Origin of the sequence: Geovibrio thiophilus (genome assembly GCF_004087915.1) — a bacterium.
GTDB classification, from domain to species: domain Bacteria; phylum Chrysiogenota; class Deferribacteres; order Deferribacterales; family Geovibrionaceae; genus Geovibrio; species Geovibrio thiophilus.
This window is the reverse complement of sequence record NZ_CP035108.1, coordinates 546,505-563,752: the sequence shown is the minus strand read 5'-3', so window position 1 is coordinate 563,752 and position 17,248 is coordinate 546,505. Positions and strand designations below refer to the sequence as shown.

General features: G+C 50.6%; 17 protein-coding genes. 10 read left to right on the top strand and 7 right to left on the bottom strand.

Features of this window, described 5'->3' with window-relative positions:
• Nucleotides 1-31: 31 nt before the first annotated feature.
• The 4 genes from ilvN to EP073_RS02720 all read right to left on the bottom strand — a co-directional run bounded on the left by ilvN (nucleotide 32) and on the right by EP073_RS02720 (nucleotide 5,224).
• Entirely contained in the window at nucleotides 32-526 is a 495-nt protein-coding gene (gene ilvN, locus EP073_RS02735) for an acetolactate synthase small subunit (RefSeq protein WP_128465637.1), read from the bottom strand.
• An 11-nt stretch (nucleotides 527-537) separates the two neighbouring features.
• Nucleotides 538-2,229, bottom strand: a complete 1,692-nt coding sequence (gene ilvB / locus EP073_RS02730; RefSeq protein ID WP_128465636.1) for a biosynthetic-type acetolactate synthase large subunit — start codon at nucleotides 2,227-2,229, stop codon at nucleotides 538-540.
• A 50-nt stretch (nucleotides 2,230-2,279) separates the two neighbouring features.
• Entirely contained in the window at nucleotides 2,280-3,935 is a 1,656-nt protein-coding gene (ilvD, locus tag EP073_RS02725) for a dihydroxy-acid dehydratase (RefSeq protein ID WP_128465635.1), read from the bottom strand.
• A gap of 260 nt (nucleotides 3,936-4,195) precedes the next feature.
• Entirely contained in the window at nucleotides 4,196-5,224 is a 1,029-nt protein-coding gene (locus tag EP073_RS02720) for an aldo/keto reductase (RefSeq protein WP_128465634.1), read from the bottom strand.
• Nucleotides 5,225-5,376: 152 nt separating this feature from the next.
• On the opposite strand from EP073_RS02720, the gene ruvB reads away from it, so the two are divergent.
• Genes ruvB through EP073_RS02705 form a run of 3 tightly spaced genes read left to right on the top strand, consistent with a single transcriptional unit; the run spans nucleotide 5,377 to nucleotide 8,512 of the window.
• A complete protein-coding gene (gene ruvB / locus EP073_RS02715; RefSeq protein WP_128465633.1) occupies nucleotides 5,377-6,405 on the top strand; it encodes a Holliday junction branch migration DNA helicase RuvB in 1,029 nt (342 codons plus the stop codon).
• Nucleotides 6,402-7,736, top strand: a complete 1,335-nt coding sequence (gene radA / locus EP073_RS02710) for a DNA repair protein RadA (RefSeq protein ID WP_241654038.1) — start codon at nucleotides 6,402-6,404, stop codon at nucleotides 7,734-7,736. Before ruvB ends, radA begins: the two co-directional genes overlap by 4 nt.
• Before the next feature lie 8 nt (nucleotides 7,737-7,744).
• Complete coding sequence (locus tag EP073_RS02705; RefSeq protein WP_128465631.1) at nucleotides 7,745-8,512, top strand: enoyl-ACP reductase FabI; 768 nt, start codon at nucleotides 7,745-7,747, stop codon at nucleotides 8,510-8,512.
• Nucleotides 8,513-8,578: 66 nt separating this feature from the next.
• Here the strand turns inward: EP073_RS02705 and EP073_RS02700 are convergent, their stop codons facing one another.
• Both EP073_RS02700 and EP073_RS02695 read right to left on the bottom strand, forming a co-directional pair.
• A complete protein-coding gene (locus EP073_RS02700) occupies nucleotides 8,579-9,544 on the bottom strand; it encodes a hyaluronate lyase N-terminal domain-containing protein (RefSeq protein WP_128465630.1) in 966 nt (321 codons plus the stop codon).
• 133 nt (nucleotides 9,545-9,677) lie between these two features.
• Nucleotides 9,678-10,532: a DUF2156 domain-containing protein gene (locus tag EP073_RS02695; protein WP_128465629.1), complete on the bottom strand. Its 855-nt coding sequence runs from the start codon at nucleotides 10,530-10,532 to the stop codon at nucleotides 9,678-9,680.
• 235 nt (nucleotides 10,533-10,767) lie between these two features.
• Between EP073_RS02695 and EP073_RS02690 the strand changes: the two genes are divergently transcribed.
• The 6 genes from EP073_RS02690 to EP073_RS02665 are packed head-to-tail and all read left to right on the top strand — an operon-like array spanning nucleotide 10,768 to nucleotide 16,166.
• A complete protein-coding gene (locus EP073_RS02690) occupies nucleotides 10,768-11,559 on the top strand; it encodes a cytochrome C assembly family protein (RefSeq protein WP_128465628.1) in 792 nt (263 codons plus the stop codon).
• 6 nt (nucleotides 11,560-11,565) lie between these two features.
• Nucleotides 11,566-12,831 (top strand): glutamyl-tRNA reductase, encoded by a 1,266-nt coding sequence (gene hemA / locus EP073_RS02685; RefSeq protein WP_128465627.1) that lies wholly within the window; start codon nucleotides 11,566-11,568, stop codon nucleotides 12,829-12,831.
• Between the two features lie 15 nt (nucleotides 12,832-12,846).
• Nucleotides 12,847-13,767, top strand: a complete 921-nt coding sequence (gene hemC, locus EP073_RS02680) for a hydroxymethylbilane synthase (RefSeq protein ID WP_206617492.1) — start codon at nucleotides 12,847-12,849, stop codon at nucleotides 13,765-13,767.
• A complete protein-coding gene (locus tag EP073_RS02675) occupies nucleotides 13,764-14,465 on the top strand; it encodes a uroporphyrinogen-III synthase (RefSeq protein ID WP_128465625.1) in 702 nt (233 codons plus the stop codon). The genes hemC and EP073_RS02675 overlap by 4 nt, the downstream gene beginning before the upstream one ends.
• A 1-nt stretch (nucleotide 14,466) precedes the next feature.
• Complete coding sequence (gene hemB, locus EP073_RS02670) at nucleotides 14,467-15,435, top strand: porphobilinogen synthase (protein WP_128465624.1); 969 nt, start codon at nucleotides 14,467-14,469, stop codon at nucleotides 15,433-15,435.
• The gene (locus EP073_RS02665; protein WP_128465623.1) at nucleotides 15,435-16,166 is read left to right on the top strand and encodes a DUF815 domain-containing protein; all 732 of its coding nucleotides are present in this window, start codon (nucleotides 15,435-15,437) and stop codon (nucleotides 16,164-16,166) included. The genes hemB and EP073_RS02665 overlap by 1 nt, the downstream gene beginning before the upstream one ends.
• Here EP073_RS02665 and EP073_RS02660 read toward each other — a convergent pair.
• Nucleotides 16,163-16,558 (bottom strand): (deoxy)nucleoside triphosphate pyrophosphohydrolase, encoded by a 396-nt coding sequence (locus EP073_RS02660; RefSeq protein WP_128465622.1) that lies wholly within the window; start codon nucleotides 16,556-16,558, stop codon nucleotides 16,163-16,165. The genes EP073_RS02665 and EP073_RS02660 overlap by 4 nt on opposite strands.
• Before the next feature lie 74 nt (nucleotides 16,559-16,632).
• On the opposite strand from EP073_RS02660, the gene EP073_RS02655 reads away from it, so the two are divergent.
• Complete coding sequence (locus tag EP073_RS02655) at nucleotides 16,633-17,064, top strand: PilZ domain-containing protein (protein ID WP_128465621.1); 432 nt, start codon at nucleotides 16,633-16,635, stop codon at nucleotides 17,062-17,064.
• Nucleotides 17,065-17,248: the final 184 nt, after the last annotated feature.

Here is a 17,248-nt window from a genome sequence, read left to right as displayed (position 1 = left end):
CCATCCATAGAACTGCCGGAGGCAATAAGCCCTATCTATCGCTGGTAGCCTTGCTGCCCCTTGCGATAGCGACGCTTCCGGTGCGGACGACTTCTATTATTCCGTAGGGTTCCATCACCTTCAGAAAAGCGCTGTTCTTATCTTTTGTGCCCGTGATTTCGATAACAAGCGACTCGCCGTTAAGGTCGATAGTTTTCGCCCTGAACGTGCTGACGATGTTGAAGACCTCGGGTCTTGTGCGTCCGTTGGCGTGGACTTTCACAAGGAGCATTTCACGCTCTATGTGATCCATGGAAACAACATCACGCACTTTTATAACATTCACCAGCTTGCGGAGCTGCTTGATGATCTGCTCGATCACTGCGTCATCGCCTCTGGTGACTATAGTCATTATGGAGAGCCCTTCTTCCACTGTCTCGCCGACTGAAAGACTTTCTATGTTGTAGCCTCTGCCGCTGAAAAGACCGGATATGCGGGAGAGGACGCCGAATTTGTTTTCAACAAGAACGGATATGATATGTCTCATGTCACGGCCCCCTACTTAAAGATCATTTCGTTGTTTGCGGCGCCTGCGGGAACCATGGGGAAAACATTTTCCTCCCTGTCCACACGGAAATCCATTATAACCGGGAGATTCTTGATCTTGAGGGATTCACGGAGAACCGCCTCAACTTCCGACGGTTTTTCCGCACGCAGACCCACGCAGCCGAAAGCTTCCGCCAGCTTCACGAAATCCGGCTGGCACTCAAGGCATGTGCTGCTGTAGCGCTTGTTGAAGAACATCTGCTGCCACTGCCGCACCATTCCGAGAAAGAAGTTATTGAGGATAGCGACTTTCACACCCACTCTGTACTGAACGGCGGTGGTCATCTCCTGTATGTTCATGAGGAAGCTGCCGTCACCGGCTATGTCGAAAACCTCTTTGTGGGGCATGCCCATCTTGGCGCCTATTGCCGCGGGGAAACCGAAGCCCATTGTGCCGAGACCTCCGGAGGAGATGAACTGACGGGGACGGTCGAACTTATAGAACTGACCCGCCCACATCTGGTGCTGTCCAACCTCTGTGCAGATGATCGCATCCCCTTCTGTGACCTTATAGATCTGCTCCACAACATATTGAGGCTTTATGACTTTATCAGAGAACGTATAGGAAAACGGCTGCTCCCTGTTCCATTCGTCGATTTTTGCCTGCCATTCGCCCCTTTCAGCCTGATGCTTGTCCCAGCTGAAGTTTTTCACTTCTTCCAGAGCCTGTTCAAGAACGATTTTGCAGTCCCCTACTATGGGGATCTCAACCGGAACGTTTTTGCTTATGGAAGCGGGATCAACATCAATATGGGCTATCTTCGCATGGGGAGCGAAGCCGCTGAGCTTGCCTGTTGAGCGGTCGGAGAATCTCGTGCCCACAGCGATTATGTAGTCCGCCTCGGTAATCGCCATGTTTGATGCCTTGTTTCCGTGCATCCCCAGCCAGCCAACGCATTTAGGATCTGTTCCCGGGAATGAGCCGAGTCCGAGAAAAGTGGTGATCACAGGCACGCCCGTTATCTCCACCAGCTTTTTAAGTTCTTCGGACGCATTCGCCAGTGTAACGCCGCCGCCGGAAAGGATTACAGGCTTTTTAGCGCCCTCAAGCAGCCTGAGCATTTTGCGTATCTGCCCGGGGTGCCCTTTGGTGTTGGGGCTGTAACCTGAAAGGGTTATTTCCTTATCCCAGTTGAAGTCCGCCTTGGTATTCACAACATCCTTAGGCAGGTCAACCACAACGGGACCCGGTCTGCCTGTTCTGGCTATATAGAACGCCTCTTTTATGGTGGATGCCATTTCCCTGACATCGTTAACCAGATAGCTGTGCTTGACGATCGGTCTGGTAATGCCCACTATGTCCGCTTCCTGAAAGGCGTCTCCGCCGATGAGGTTTGTGGACACCTGCCCCGTGAAAACAACCAGAGGGATGGAGTCCATATAGGCGTTGGCTATGCCGGTAACAAGGTTCGTGGCGCCGGGACCAGATGTCCCGAAGCATACGCCGACTTTTCCCGTGGCTCTGGCGAAGCCTTCCGCTGCGTGGATCCCCCCCTGCTCGTGGCGGGGAAGAACGTGGAGCAAATCCGCGTCAAAAAGTGTGTCGTATATCCCTAAAAGCACTCCGCCGGGATAGCCGAAGATGAGATCGGCTCCTTCCTCATGCAGGGCTTTAACTAATATTTCCGCTCCGGTGATGGGCATTTTAAACTCTCCTGAATATTACAAACTACTAAAAAGGTAAGATAAACGGTTCAGTCCCTTTTGAAGATGGCGCCGTCTGCCGCGCTTGAAACACCCTTGGCGTATTTCAATAGGTAGCCGTGCTTAACCTTAGGCTCGGGTTTGACCCAACGGGCCTGCCGTCTCCTAAGTTCATCTTCGGAAACGGCGAGACCGATACCTCTCTCCGGGATATTGATGTTTATCACATCCCCGTCCTCTACTAACGCTATCATGCCGCCTTCCGCAGCCTCGGGGGAAATGTGCCCTATGCAGGGTCCCCTTGTGCCGCCGGAGAAGCGTCCGTCTGTAATAAGCGCGACTTTGTTAAGCCCCATTCCCATGATGGCGGCGGTGGGGGCAAGCATTTCACGCATGCCCGGCCCGCCCTTGGGACCTTCGTAACGGATCACAACTACGTCACCGTTAGCTATTTTATCAGCGTGGATGGCAGCCATTGCCGCTTCCTCACTGTCGAATACCTTTGCCTTTCCGCTGAAAACAAGCATATCGTCATTAACCGCTGACTGCTTCACAACGCAGCCGCTAGGGGCGATATTCCCCTTCAGCACGGCGATGCCCCCTTCCTTGTGGTAGGGGTTATCCAGCGGGCGGACTATGTCTTCGTCAAAAATGCGGGCTTTGTCCGCAATTTCGTATATCGTGCTGCCGCTTACCGTTATATTGTCCTCAAGCAGAGGCTTAAGGCGTTTCTGGAAAGCGGGGATTCCGCCTGCGGCGTCAACATCTTCCATATAAAATTCGCCGCCGGGGTTGATGCTTGTGATGTGCGGCGTGGATTTGCTGAATTTATCAAAAGTGTCGAGATTGAGCGCAACACCCGCTTCGTAAGCGATGGCGGGAAGGTGAAGAGTCGTGTTAGTGGAACCGCCGAGGGCGAGATCCATCTTCACTGCGTTGTTGAACGCTTTCTCGTTCATTATGTCTCTGGGTTTGATGTCCTGACGGACGAGTTCGCAGATCTGGACGCCTGATTCAAAGGCGATTCTGCGTTTATTGCCGGAACCGGCGATCCCTGTTCCGCATCCGGGAAGGCTCATCCCCATAGCTTCGGTGAGACACGCCATGGTATTTGCGGTGAAGAGCCCCTGACAGGCGCCCTGACCGGGGCATGCGTTCATTTCAAGCCCTTCCATCTCCTCCGCGCTGATTTTTCCCGCGCGGCACTGAGCCATAGCCTCAAAACTGTCCGTGATGAAGGAGCGTCTCTTCATGCGCCAGCTTCCGCCGAGCATGGGTCCCGCAGTAACGATTACAGAAGGAACATTAAGCCGTGCGGCAGCCATAAGCATACCGGGGGTGATTTTATCGCAGTTGGAGAGAAAAACCACTCCGTCCAGAGCGTGAGCTTCCACCACACATTCGATCATGTCTGCGATTGCGTCTCTGGAGGGCAGACTGTAGTGCATTCCTGAGTGTCCCATTGAGATGCCGTCGCAAATGCCCGGCACACAGAAAATAAATCCGTGTCCGCCGCCTGTGTGCACGCCTTTGTCAATGAAACGTTCAAGATCCCTCATGCCCGTGTGTCCGGGTATAAGGTCGGTGAAACTGGAGCAGATGCCGATGTGGGGTCTGTCCATGCTGCTTTTGGGTACGCCCGCGCCGTACATAAGCGCACGCGCCGGTGCTCTGTCCAGACCTTTTTTCACTCTGTCGCTGCGCATTAGGCTCTCCTTATGTAGAAAAAAGCCTTAAAAACCCTGCGGTTTCAAGGCTTTGAGAAAGATTTGCGCCAGCCCTTACTTCAGGGAGGCTAAACATTGTTAAGTTGCAAACATAGCACAACACCCACCCTTGATCAAGGTGTAAAACACTGTTTATGCAGTTTTAAAGATAATAAGTCTGAACCGGACTGAATACAATACAAAATAACGGTCAATGTGATCACAAAAGGGCGGTCGGAACCGCCCTGCTATGTTGTTTATTATTTTTTCAGAGGTGAAGGAACAAGCATCGGAAACTGGTTCTGATGCCAGTAAGGATAGACGGGCTTCGTATTTGTGGCGGCGTCCAGCTTGGCAACCTGCTCATCGGTGAGCTTCCAGCCCGCTGCTCCTAAGTTGTCCAGAAGCTGCTGTTCATTGCGGGCTCCGATTATAACGTTCGCCACCGAGGGTCTGTTTATAACCCAGTTAAGCGCCACCTGCGGAACAGTTCTGCCTGTTTCCTCAGCCACTTCATAAAGAGCGTCCACGGCTTTAAAAAGGTACTCTGACTCAGAGGAGATCACAAAGTCCATCGCCGCAGACCTTGAACCCTCCTTCGGAGGGGTCTTTCTGTTGATTTTGCCGGAGAGTGCGCCGCCCGCCAGAGGGCTCCACACCATCGCAGAAACCTTCTGATCCAGCGCGAGGGGCATGAGCTCCCATTCATATTCACGCCCAACGAGGGAGTAGTAAACCTGATGGAATATATACCTTGACCAGCCGTGCTTCTCCGATGCGGAGAGTGACTTCATAAGATGCCAGCCGGAGAAGTTCGAGCAGCCTATGCAGCGGATTTTTCCGGCGGTAATCATATCATCAAGAGTTCTCAGGGTTTCTTCAACCGGAGTCGTTGCATCGAACCCGTGCATGAAGTATATATCCACATAATCAGTGCCCAGCCTTTTCAGAGAACCTTCCAACTCCTTAATTATATTCGCGCGGAAGGAACCGCAGTCATTCGGTCCGTCTCCCATAGGAAAAGTGGACTTGGTGGAAAGAATAAGCCCGCCGCGCCTGCCCTTCACCGCATCGCCGAGGATTCTTTCCGATGCTCCGCGGGAGTAAGTGTTCGCCGTGTCAAAGAAATTGATCCCGTGCTCAAGGCATATATCCACAAGGCGTTTTGCTCCCTGAACATCGGTATTACCCCATGCTTTGAAAAAATCGCCTTCCCCGCCGAAAGTCGCAGTGCCGAAGCTGAAAACCGGAACACTTAAGCCTGTTCCTGCAAGTTTTCTGTATTCCATAAGCTGTCCTCCTTCTGTTTATAAAAAAATACATACCTCTTATCAAAAAACAAGTACTGTATTTTTTCTCATATACTTACACTAAAGATAGCTATTCAGCGGGCATCTGCTGGCTTGTTGCTTTTTAATCCCTTTGCTGATATTCTTTTCCGATGGATTCAGACAACATTTTTTCCAAAGATAAATTCGATGAGGACGTACTCACAAGCCACATACGCCCGCAGAGGCTGGACGACTACATAGGTCAGCACAAGGTTAAGGAAAACCTGCGGATCTTCGTTCAGGCTGCCAAGCAGAGAGGACAGAGCCTTGACCACTGCCTTTTTTACGGTCCTCCCGGGCTGGGCAAAACCACCCTCGCATACATAATCGCCAGTGAGCTGGGCGTAAACATAAACTCCACCTCGGGTCCCGTTATAGAAAAGGCGGGCGATCTCGCAGCCATTCTCACCAATCTTCAGGAGGGGGATGTTCTCTTTATAGATGAAATCCACCGCCTGCACTCCAATGTGGAGGAGATTCTCTACCCCGCAATGGAAGACTTCAAGCTCGACATCATCATCGGTCAGGGACCTGCGGCGAGAACGATCAAGGTTGATCTCCAGAGTTTCACCCTAGTGGGCGCCACCACCAGAGCAGGGCTTCTCACCTCGCCCCTGCGTGACCGCTTCGGCGTCATAATGCGGCTTGAGTTTTATGATGAGGAAAACCTCGCCACCATAATCACAAGAGCGTCAAGAATACTGAACCTCAAGACAGAGCATGCAGCCGCCCTTGAGATAGCCCGCAGGAGCAGGGGCACGCCCCGTATTGCCCACAGGATTCTCCGCCGTGTGCGTGACTTCGCCGATGTGCTCAACAACGGACTTGTTGATCTGGCTATAGCCCGTGAGGGGCTTCTCCGCCTTGAGATAGACAACGAAGGACTGGACGCCTCCGACAGAGGCTTCCTCCGTGCCATAATCGAAAAATATGAGGGCGGTCCCGTGGGTGTGGAAACTCTGGCGGCGACTCTCTCTGAAGAAAGAGACACCATTGAGGACGTTATAGAACCCTACCTTATATATAAAGGCTTCGTCAAAAAGACCCCCAGAGGCAGAATGGCGACACGCCTTGCCTATGAGCACCTTCATCTGGAGCCTAGAAACGGGCTCACCATTAATGATTTTCTGGGGGAATGATGGCTAAGAAAAAATCGGTCTACATCTGCCAGAGCTGCGGCAGCGTCTCCCCGAAATGGATAGGCAAATGCCCCGAATGCGGCGCTTGGAGCAGCTATGTGGAGGAGATGCCGCAGGACGAGATCACCTCTTCCGCAAAGATACGTGATGTTCAGCCGCTGCTCCTCGGTTCAATAAGAGGACTGGAGGTTGACCGCACCGTAACCGGAATCGGAGAGCTTGATCAGGTTCTGGGCGGCGGCTTCGTGAAAGGTTCCGTTGTACTTGTCGGCGGCGAGCCGGGCATAGGCAAATCAACAATAATGCTTCAGGTGGCGGGAATACTCGGCACAAGGGGCGCTAAGATACTGTACGCATCCGGTGAGGAATCGCCGTCACAGATAAAAATGCGTGCCGAAAGGCTGGGGATAGAGACAGATAAGCTCTCAATACTCGCCACAAACTCCCTTGAGGACATACTCACCGCCGCAGACAGAGACAAGTTTGAATATATTGTAGCAGATTCAGTGCAGACGATCGCTTCGGAGGAGCTCAGCTCCGCCCCGGGAACCGTCGGTCAGGTGAAGCATGTCACCTACCGCATGGTTGAGGCGGCGAAGCAGAAAGGGATAACAACTCTGATCGTCGGTCAGGTTACCAAGGACGGATATATCGCAGGACCGAAGGTTCTGGAACACCTTGTGGATACAGTGCTTTACTTTGAGGGAGACTACTCCAGAGGGATAAGAATACTCCGCTCGGTTAAAAACCGTTTCGGTCCCACAAACGAAGTCGGGCTGTTTGAAATGAGCAGTCAGGGACTCCTTGAATGTCCGGACGGCGGGCTTCTCGGCAGCACAAAATCCGACGCGCCGGGCAAGGTGCTTGTCCCCGTAATGGAGGGAACAAGGGCGTTTCTCGTTGAGTTACAGTCACTTGTAACACCCACATACTTTCAGTTCTCACGCCGCAACGCAAACGGGTTCGACACCAACAGGCTGAACATGCTGATCGCCGTACTTGATAAAAAGGGCGGACTGAATCTCGGCGCATCAGACATTTACCTGAATATAGCCGGCGGCATAAAGATAACCGAGACCTCAGCCGATCTCGCAGTGTGCGCGGCGATAGTTTCCTCATTCAGGGAAAAGCCCGTTCGGACAGACACTGTTTTCATCGGAGAAGTAGGACTGACGGGGGAGACAAGGAATGTTGCCAACATCAAAAACAGGTTGACCGAAGCGGTCAAATTCGGCATAAAGCGCGCATACCTCCCCGAAAAGATAGACTTTGACGGAAAACTTGATATAATCCCAGTTAAAAATATTTCAGACTTTCTTGACAAATTCTAGGAGGCAACATGGGCTTACTGACAGGAAAAAAGGCTCTTATCTTCGGCATTGCCAACAACAAAAGCATAGCTTACGGCATTGCTAAAAAATTTAAGGAAGAAGGGGCGGAACTTGCGATCTCCTACGCAGGCGAAAAGCTTGAATCAAGAGTGGTTCCCATAGCAGAGGAGCTCGGCGCGAAGCTCTGTGTTCCCTGTGACGTGACATGTGATGAAGATATAAAAAGAGCCTTCGGCGTGATCGCCGGAGACTTCGGCAATATAGACATACTCATCCACTCCATAGCCTACGCCCCCGGCGAAGCGCTGAAAGGACGCTACATCGACACCGCCAGAGACGCCTTCAAGCTCTCCATGGACATCAGCGCATACTCTCTCGTTGCCCTCTGCAAAGCGGCAGAGCCGATAATGAACGAATGGGGCAGCGTGATCAACATGTCCTACTTCGGAGCGGAAAAGGTTGTCACCAACTACAACCTCATGGGTGTGGCAAAAGCCGCGCTGGAATGCTCCACCCGCTACCTCGCATGTGACCTCGGCGAGAAAAAGATCAGAGTAAACAGCATTTCCGCCGGACCCATCAAAACCCTTGCCGCTTCCGGCATAGGCGGGTTCAAGAACATCCTCGCCCACATTGAGGAGCGCTCGCCCCTGCACCAGAACGTAACCATCGAAGACGTGGGCGATACTGCGGCATTCCTCGCCAGTGATCTTTCAAAGATGATCACGGGCGAAACACTGCATGTTGACTGCGGGTACAACGTAATCGGAATCTGAAAAAAAGTTTTTTAAATACAGCAGAAAGCCGCCCCGGAAGGGCGGCTTTTTTTACGTCAGAAAATATCAGCCGGTTATAATGGAATTACTGTTACCGATTGCGTTGAGTGCCGGAGACAGTGTCCCGTATGTAGACGATGTAACTCTTGCGTAGCTGGCATTAAGTGCATAAATATCTTTTTTAGTATTCCCTGTTACAGTGATATTTGTTACAGATATAATAGAGTTAAATAAAATATAGATGCCATACTCATCGTTGCTCGTTATTTCCGTACCTGTACCAGAGGACTGAAAAGCTGAATTACTGTGAACATAAACTCCGGCAAAAGCATTATCTCTGCAAGAGCATGAGCCATCAAATGACGCGCTTGAGTTAAATTGAACAATCAGACCGGAGTGTGAGTTTGAACTCAGGGTAATATTAACGCCGCGTATTACTGAGTTCATATAAACATGAATTCCGTAATGGCAGTTAACCGCAGACATACTGCCGATCATTACACTTGCATTGAAATAAACCAGAAGTCCCCGCCTTTCTACGCCCACCCCTTCAGGATAGTTAACCGGATCCGCTGCGCCGTTGAGCTTAAACCCGCCGAGGTAGCCGAGATTGCATCTTTCGACATGGATGATATACGTCTGCAGCGGGTTTTTTATCTCACAAGAGTCCGGATCACTTTCGTTCCCGATGATTCTTATGAATTGCGCGTCAGGGTGCTTCACCAGTATTGTTTCCGTGTAGGTATACACGCCGTCAGCCACCTGTATCGTGACTGTTGCCGTGTTTTTGATTCTGAATGATGCCAGATAGCCCAGCGCCTCGTTTATGTCTGCGTAGTCGGAAGGAACATTCAGCGTCATGTCCTCCGTAATAAAGAATGTACCCCCCACAGGGATGCCGCCTGCCGTGGTTCCGTCACCGATGTACAGTCTCTTTGTGTCGGTTGCGTACAGGAGTTCCCCTTCAGCGGGTATTACCGCTGTCCTGTCTGCCTCAATAAGCCTTCTGTTCTGAATAAGCGTTTCAGCCATCTTTCTCCTCCTTAATCAGCACCTATTTGAATAGGGCGATGACGGATAATACATGGAGAAGGCAGCCACTATGTGACAGTATTTAACACTTCTTTGATTTAATAAGAAAAAAAGACGGACGTATACCTGATCTCTAACCCTTGAACCTTACCCTGTATTTTTTCATGAGAAGATCAGGCAGGTAGCTCCGTTTTGACTGGCGCAGGCTTTCCTTGCCCATATCCTGCTCAAAGTTGATGTATTTATATTTTTCGGGGAGATGCTTGGCGAACTCATTGAATATAAACTGATAAACACCCTTGAAGCCCACAAGCCCCTTGGCGAAGTGCATCACATAAGTCTCCGAGTTCAGCTCCTCACCCAGAATAAACCCGCAGGGCTTGCCGTTTGCGTAATATATCTCACCGCAGAGCACAAGCTCATCGCAGTGTGTCAGCGCTTCCAGACAGGCTCTGTAGTCGGTTTCCTCTTTGGGCAGATCCGCCTGATCCTGCCATTTCTCAAGGATATACAGTGCATCCTCTTTCACCTCGCCGCATATTGGGCGGCTCGTGCCTTCATACTCCTCATGAAACTGCTTCATCAGGTTGCGCTTTTTGTGCAGCTTGCGTCCGGCGTAGGTTGCCATTTTTTCTCTGGTGTATATGTAGTCCGAGTCGGCTTCGTCACTGGTGTATTCTATTGTCGCAGGATCAAGCAGCGCCAGACACTCTTCCGACACGGGGAAGAAGAACTCCGCATCCTTCTGGAGTTCAAGGAGCTTTTCCTTTGAATAAGCCTGAAGATTGTTAACCGGCTGGATATATTTTTTCCCGTCATAGGTTTTACCCCTGATAACAGGCTCGCCGTTGCGCCCTATTTCATACTCGTGGGTTCTTCTGAAAAGAAAAATGTTCGCGAAGGTGTATTCGGAAAGGGGCTCCGATATATTGCGGAACCTCTCGTACAGCAGTTCTTTATGATGTAAGTCTATATTTTCCCAAGTCATAGCAGATGAAAATACTACAAGGCATGTCCTCTTTCAATGGGAAATAATATTTACATCATTTACGGCAGCAAAAATAGCGGATCAGGCAATGCTTACACCGTTCTGAACCTAAATAAAACGTAGCTGTCAAAATAAAAGCTTACGTGAGCGGGAAAATTTTATATAATAATATTCGGGCTTCACAAAACAGGATAATTTTTGTAACTTACGAATCATTGGCGGAGTAGGAGAAAAAATGCACTTTGATTTTGCTCTGGGCGCGGCTATCCTCGCTTTTATACATATCACGCTTTATCTTTTTCTGGGGAACAGGTATCTCCAGCACCTCACAAATCTCTTTGCGGTGCTCTCATTCCTGCTTTTCGCGGGGAGCATAGCTACCCACTGGAAACACTTCGGGCACTTCCCGTCGTATTCCCTCGGCGATCTTTTCGCCATGGTCTCACTGGCTCTGACCTTTATATACCTTATACTTTTCATGAAATACAGGCGCCCGCTGCTGGGGCTTTTCATATTCCCCATAGTAATCATCCTGAGCATACTTGTGCTTGTGCTCCCCTCCGCCGCCCCGAAAGACGCAGTGGAAATGAGCGGCATATGGCTTTTTATCCACCTGCCTTTCACTGTCATCGGCACAGCGTTCTTCATGTTCGCAACCGTGGCGAGCATAATGTACTTCATTCAGGAAAGAGAGCTTAAAAAGAAAAACTTCGGGATAATCTTCAAGCGCTTTCCGCCCCTCAATCAGATAGACCGCCTCACCACGGTAAACCTGCTCCTCGGGTTTTACTTTTTCAGCGTCGGGCTTATATCCGGCTTCGTGTGGATAGTTTACGAGCCCGAGCGGTTCGGGTTCATCCTTCCGAAAATGATCTTCGCCGTTATCACATGGGTGATATTCGGCTTGATAACATATTTAAAAAAATACAGAGGCATGACGCCGAGAAGCACCGCCTACTCCACTCTGGCGGGATTTATTTCCGTAGTGGTAACGTACGCCGGTGTCGCGTTTTTTCTCATGGGCTGAATATAGATGCAGTTGGCAGTTGTAGGACTTAACCATAATACCGCCCCTGTAGAGGTGCGGGAAACTTTGGCCGTTGCCGAAGCGGTGCTGGAGGAGCTTTATTCAAACATCCTCCTGAATGACAGAATATATGAGGCTATGGTGATCTCCACCTGCAACAGGGTGGAGTACTACATAGTCACCGATGACTTCCTCTGTAACGTGGACAGTGTGCTTAATATCATAGCCGAGCAGTGCAAAATCGACCGCAGCATTCTCCGTAAGTACACTTATATTTACTGCGGTGAGGAATCTGTACGCCATATATTCCGTGTGGCGGGCGGGCTGGACTCTCTCGTGATGGGCGAGCCGCAGATATTCGGTCAGGTGAAGGATGCCTTTGAAAACTCCCGCAAGTTTGGAGCGGCGAAAACATTCGTCCGCAAGCTGGAAGAATTCGTAATCAAAACCACTAAAAAGGTAAGAACCAACACAGGCATAGGCGATAACCCCGTCTCCGTCAGTTCCGCAGCCGTGGAGCTGGCCTCAAAAATTTTCGGAAGCCTTGAGGACAAACACGCCCTCGTTGTCGGAGCGGGCGAAATGTGCGAGATAGCCTGTAAACACCTCCGCAGCGCAAGCATCGGAGGCATCACGGTTACAAACAGAACATTTGAAAAGGCGGAAAAGCTCGCCGCTGAGGTTGGAGGAAATGCCGTACCTCTGGATAAATTCCGTGAGGAGCTCAGCCATGCGGACATTGTTCTCTCCTCCACCGGAGCCAGCGGCTACATGATCGAAGCGCCGGACATCAAGCCGGTTATGATCAGGCGCAAGCACAAACCGATGTTCTTCATAGACATAGCAGTGCCGAGAGACATAGACCCCGCAGTGGCGGATATTGAAAACGCCTACGTTTACGACATAGACGACCTGAAAGCCGTGGTGGAGTCAAATAAAAAGCTCCGACAGAAAGAGGCTGTTAAGGCTATGGAATATATTGAAAACGGAGTTACAGACTTTTACCGCTGGGTGGAATCGATGAAGATTGTTCCGGTGATAAAAGCGCTTCGTGAAAGCTTTGATGAAAAAAGGATGCTTGAGCTCGACCGCTTCTGTGACAAGTTCAAGGTCACGGACGCAAATGAGCGCAGGAAGCTGGAATATCTGCTCAGCGCGTTCATGAACAAGGTTCTGCACACGCCGCTGAACAACCTTAAAGACCTCGCGCCGGGCAAAGAGAACTACAGCCTTGACGAAGCGGTGAAAATTATTTTCGACTTAAAAGAATAAATCAGGGGACAGATAATGAAAAAAGTAAGAATCGCAACAAGGGGAAGCATGCTCGCTCTGTGGCAGGCTAATCACATCAAGGCACTGCTTGAGAAGGAGCACAAGGTCGAATGCGAACTCCTCGTCATAAAAACTCAAGGAGATAAAATACTCGATGTGCCTCTGGCTAAAATAGGCGGCAAGGGGCTTTTCGTGAAGGAAATAGAAACGGCGCTGCTTGAAAACGAAGCTGATATAGCCGTACACAGCATGAAGGATGTTCCCATGCTCCTTCCCGAAGGTCTGGAGCTTTACGCCAGCCCCGAAGGGGAAACGCCGGAGGACGCTTTCGTATCCGTAAAATATAAAACAATCGCAGATCTTCCTCAGAACGCAGTAGTCGGCACAAGCAGCCTCCGCAGGAAGGTTCAGCTTGCCCGTCTCCGCCCCGATCTTGAGATAAAGGATCTCAGAGGCAATGTGAACACCCGCCTGAGAAAGCTTGATGACGGTGAATACGATGCCATAATCCTTGCCCGCGCGGGGCTTGTGCGCCTTGAATACCACGACAGGGTTACGGATGTAATATCAGCCGAAGACATGCTCCCCGCCGTTTGTCAGGGGATTCTTGGAATCGAAGTCCGCAGTGACGACAAGGAGAGCAAACAGCTTCTCGACTTCCTCCGCCACGAACCCACAGAAACAAGGGTAAGATGTGAAAGAACCTTCCTCAGAAGGCTTGAGGGAGGATGTCAGGCTCCCATAGCCGGACATTCCGTCATTGAAGGCGACCGCATAATCATGAAGGGGCTTGTTTCCGACCTTATAGGCGAAACATACATCGAAGCAGAAAACAAGGGCAGTGTTCAGGACGCCGCGGAAATAGGCTATGAACTCGCAGAATCCATACTCGCCGCAGGCGGAAAAGAAATACTGGACGAAATATACTCAAAATGAGACAGGTTCTTGTAACCAGACAGAAAAGCCAGTCGGCGGAACTTGTGAAACTCCTTGAGAATGAAGGTTTTCAGGTGTTCGCTCTGCCGCTCATAGAGACTGTTCCCACGGGTGAACCCATCCCTGAAAAGGATTACGATGTAGCCGTTTTCACCAGCCCTGTCGCTGTGTCTACTTTCGCTCAGCATTTCGGCAGGGTGAAGTTCCGCTACACTGTCGCAGTAGGAGCAAAAACCGCAAAAAAACTTCAGGAATACGGCATCACGCCGGACGGTGTGCCGGACGAATTTTCAGCGGAAGGACTGATACGCATGTTCTCGGAAATTGACGTGAAGGGGCTGAAAGTCCTCTCCCCCGGTGCAGAAAAGCGTGCGGGAGACCTCTGCGGCTATCTCGCCGAGCGCGGAGCAGAAGTGGACAGGATAAGCACCTACAAAACCTCGCCTGTGATATATGAAAAAGGCTACACTGACAAGTATATAAAAGAAAACGGCATAGATATTATAACTCTCACCGCCCCAAGTGCGGCGGAAAGCCTGCTTGCGCAGACCGAGAACTTAAGCGAAGTCACCCTTGTCAGCATAGGTAAAACCACATGGCAGTATCTTAAGGACAGGGGACACGAATCCGTCTATCCGCAGGTGCAGACCATAGAAGGCATGACGGAGCTGATAGCTAATCTTTACAAAGGAGTTTGAAATGGCATTTCCCATAGACAGAGGCAGAAGGCTCAGAAGCAACCCCGCGATCAGAAGAATGGTAAGAGAGAATCAGGTATCTGTTGATGATCTTATCTATCCGCTTTTCGTTGCAGAAGGCGAAGGGATAAAAAAAGAGATTTCCTCCATGCCCGGCATTTACCAGATGAGCATAGAGCATATAGTCACTGAATGCGAAAAGCTCAAGGCGCTGGGCGTTCCCTCTGTAATCCTCTTCGGAATCCCCGAGCATAAGGACGCCATGGGCTCACAGGCATACGACAAGCACGGCGTTATCCAGAACACCATAAGAGCCATAAAGCACGAAGTGCCTGAAATGTACGTAATAACCGATGTCTGCATGTGCGAATATACAGACCACGGTCACTGCGGAATCATTAAGAACAATGATGTGGATAATGACGAAACCCTGAAATATCTCGCCCTTGAAGCCCTCAGCCACGTTGAGGCGGGTGCGGACATGGTTGCCCCCAGTGACATGATGGACGGACGCATAATCACCATCAGAGACATTCTGGACGGCAACGGCTACCACAACATCCCCATAATGAGCTACGCCGTCAAATACAGCTCGGCGTTTTACGGTCCCTTCCGTGAAGCGGCGGAAAGCACTCCCGCCTTCGGCGACCGCAAAACCTACCAGATGGATCCCGCCAACAGGCGTGAGGCCCTGCGGGAGGCGATGACGGATGTTGAGGAGGGAGCGGATATACTCATGGTTAAGCCCGGTCTGCCTTATCTGGACATTATCCGTGAGCTTGCCGACAACTTTGACAAACCCATAGCCGCATACAACGTAAGCGGTGAATACGCCATGGTGCACGCCGCCGCACAGAGAGGCTGGCTGGACTATGAGAAGGTGATGTTTGAATCCCTTCTCTCCATGAAAAGAGCAGGCGCCAAACTCATTCTCACATACTTTGCCAAAGACGCGGCAAGGCTCCTTTGATGAGCGGAGTACGTGCGTTCAGATGGCGGAACGGCGCTCTCGATTCCATAGAGGATATGGATTCGGTTCACCGCACAGACCTTGTGGGTCTTGAAAACCAGATAGAGGCAGCGGAAAAGAATATACGCTCCTTCGTTTCAGGAGGAGCTCACCTTGATATGCTCCTCTGGGGGGAAAGAGGGGCGGGTAAATCATCCATAATAAAAATGCTCCTCACCGAGTACCACGAAGCAGGGCTGCGGGCTGTGGAATTCCGTCAGGAAGACATAGATGAGCTTCACGCTCTCAACTCCACCATCCGCAGGGATTCAAAGCATTATTATATAATTTATTTTGATGATATATCGTTCGACAGGAACGATGTTCTTTTCAGAAGGTTCAAATCAGTCCTTGAAGGCGGGCTGGAGAAGCGTCCGGCAAACTGCATGATAGTAGCGACATCAAACATGCGCCACATGGTTCCGGACAAAGCCGCAGACACCAACGATATATACGACCGTGACGAGGAGAACGAAAAAATTTCCCTCAAATCACGCTTCGCCATAAACATCGGCTTCTATCCCATGCGCAGGGAGCCTTATCTCAGCATAGCAGAGCATTATCTTAAGAAATTCGGACTTAACATTGACGACTGGCAGAGGCTGGCTGAAAACTATGCCATGGACAGGGGCGGAAGAAGCGGAAGAATAGCAAAACAATTCGCCGTGCAGATGCTTCTGGACAGGTCTTAGGCTCTGCTGAGCATTATGGCTCGCACCGGCTCCACAAAGTGGACATCCGCCGGAGCGAGGCTGTAAGACGCAAGCTCGTCAGCGCCTACCCACGCAGTGTCATCGTGAACTCTGGGTACGAGACGTCCGGAAATCCAGTCACACTCATAGACAATAAGCCTGATAGACCATGTATCATAATGGTGTACGCACTGACCGATGAGTCCGCCCACCTGAACATTTATCCCGAGTTCTTCTTTGATCTCACGGATTATAGCCTCCGCGCCGGATTCTCCCTGCTCAATCTTTCCGCCGGGAAACTCCCAGAAGCCGCCGAGCCTCTGAGCGGCTCCTCTTCTGGCGAGGAATACTTTATTGTCTTTGAAAATCACTGCTGCCGCAACATCTGTCATTTTTTTCTCCGAGGTCTTGTAATTTTATAACAAATTCATGTAGAATTGTATAAATATTTAAAGGTTCAGACACAATGCTTGATAAAATTAAGGGATTAATCGGCAAAGGGGAACGTAAGAGGAACTTCAGGCGCGCGTCCGGTGATTTCAGACTATGCGTAACAGTGCTGAAAACGGATAAGAAAACAGGACTGAAGGAGACCTCCACATGCTTTATCGCCCGAGTGCATGACTACAGCGCGGGGGGACTGTGCATTTTCCACAACAACAACCTTCTCCAAGGTGAAGAGGTGGAAATCGGCAACAAACATTCCATGAAGAAAATCGCCTGCATCAAATGTCCTAATATGCCGCTGACTGTAGATCTGTTCGCCAGCGATATAATAAGAGGACGTGTCGCATGGCGCACACACAAGCTCTGCGGAATCCAGTTCACCGCAATCAAAAAAGGCGACGAAAAGAAAATCAACAATATGGCTCTGGATAAGGTCAGTGGCGGAAAATAAACACTCCCACGGAAGGGAGTGCGCCGCGCGAAGCGAAGCCTTGCCCCGCAAGGCGCGAGCGTGTGAAGAAACGGACAGGACGTACCGTTTCTGAACTATTATAAATTAAGATAAGGTCAGCGGCGGAAAATAAACACTCCCACGGAAGGGAGTGCGCCGTGCGAAGCGAAGCCTTGCACTGCAA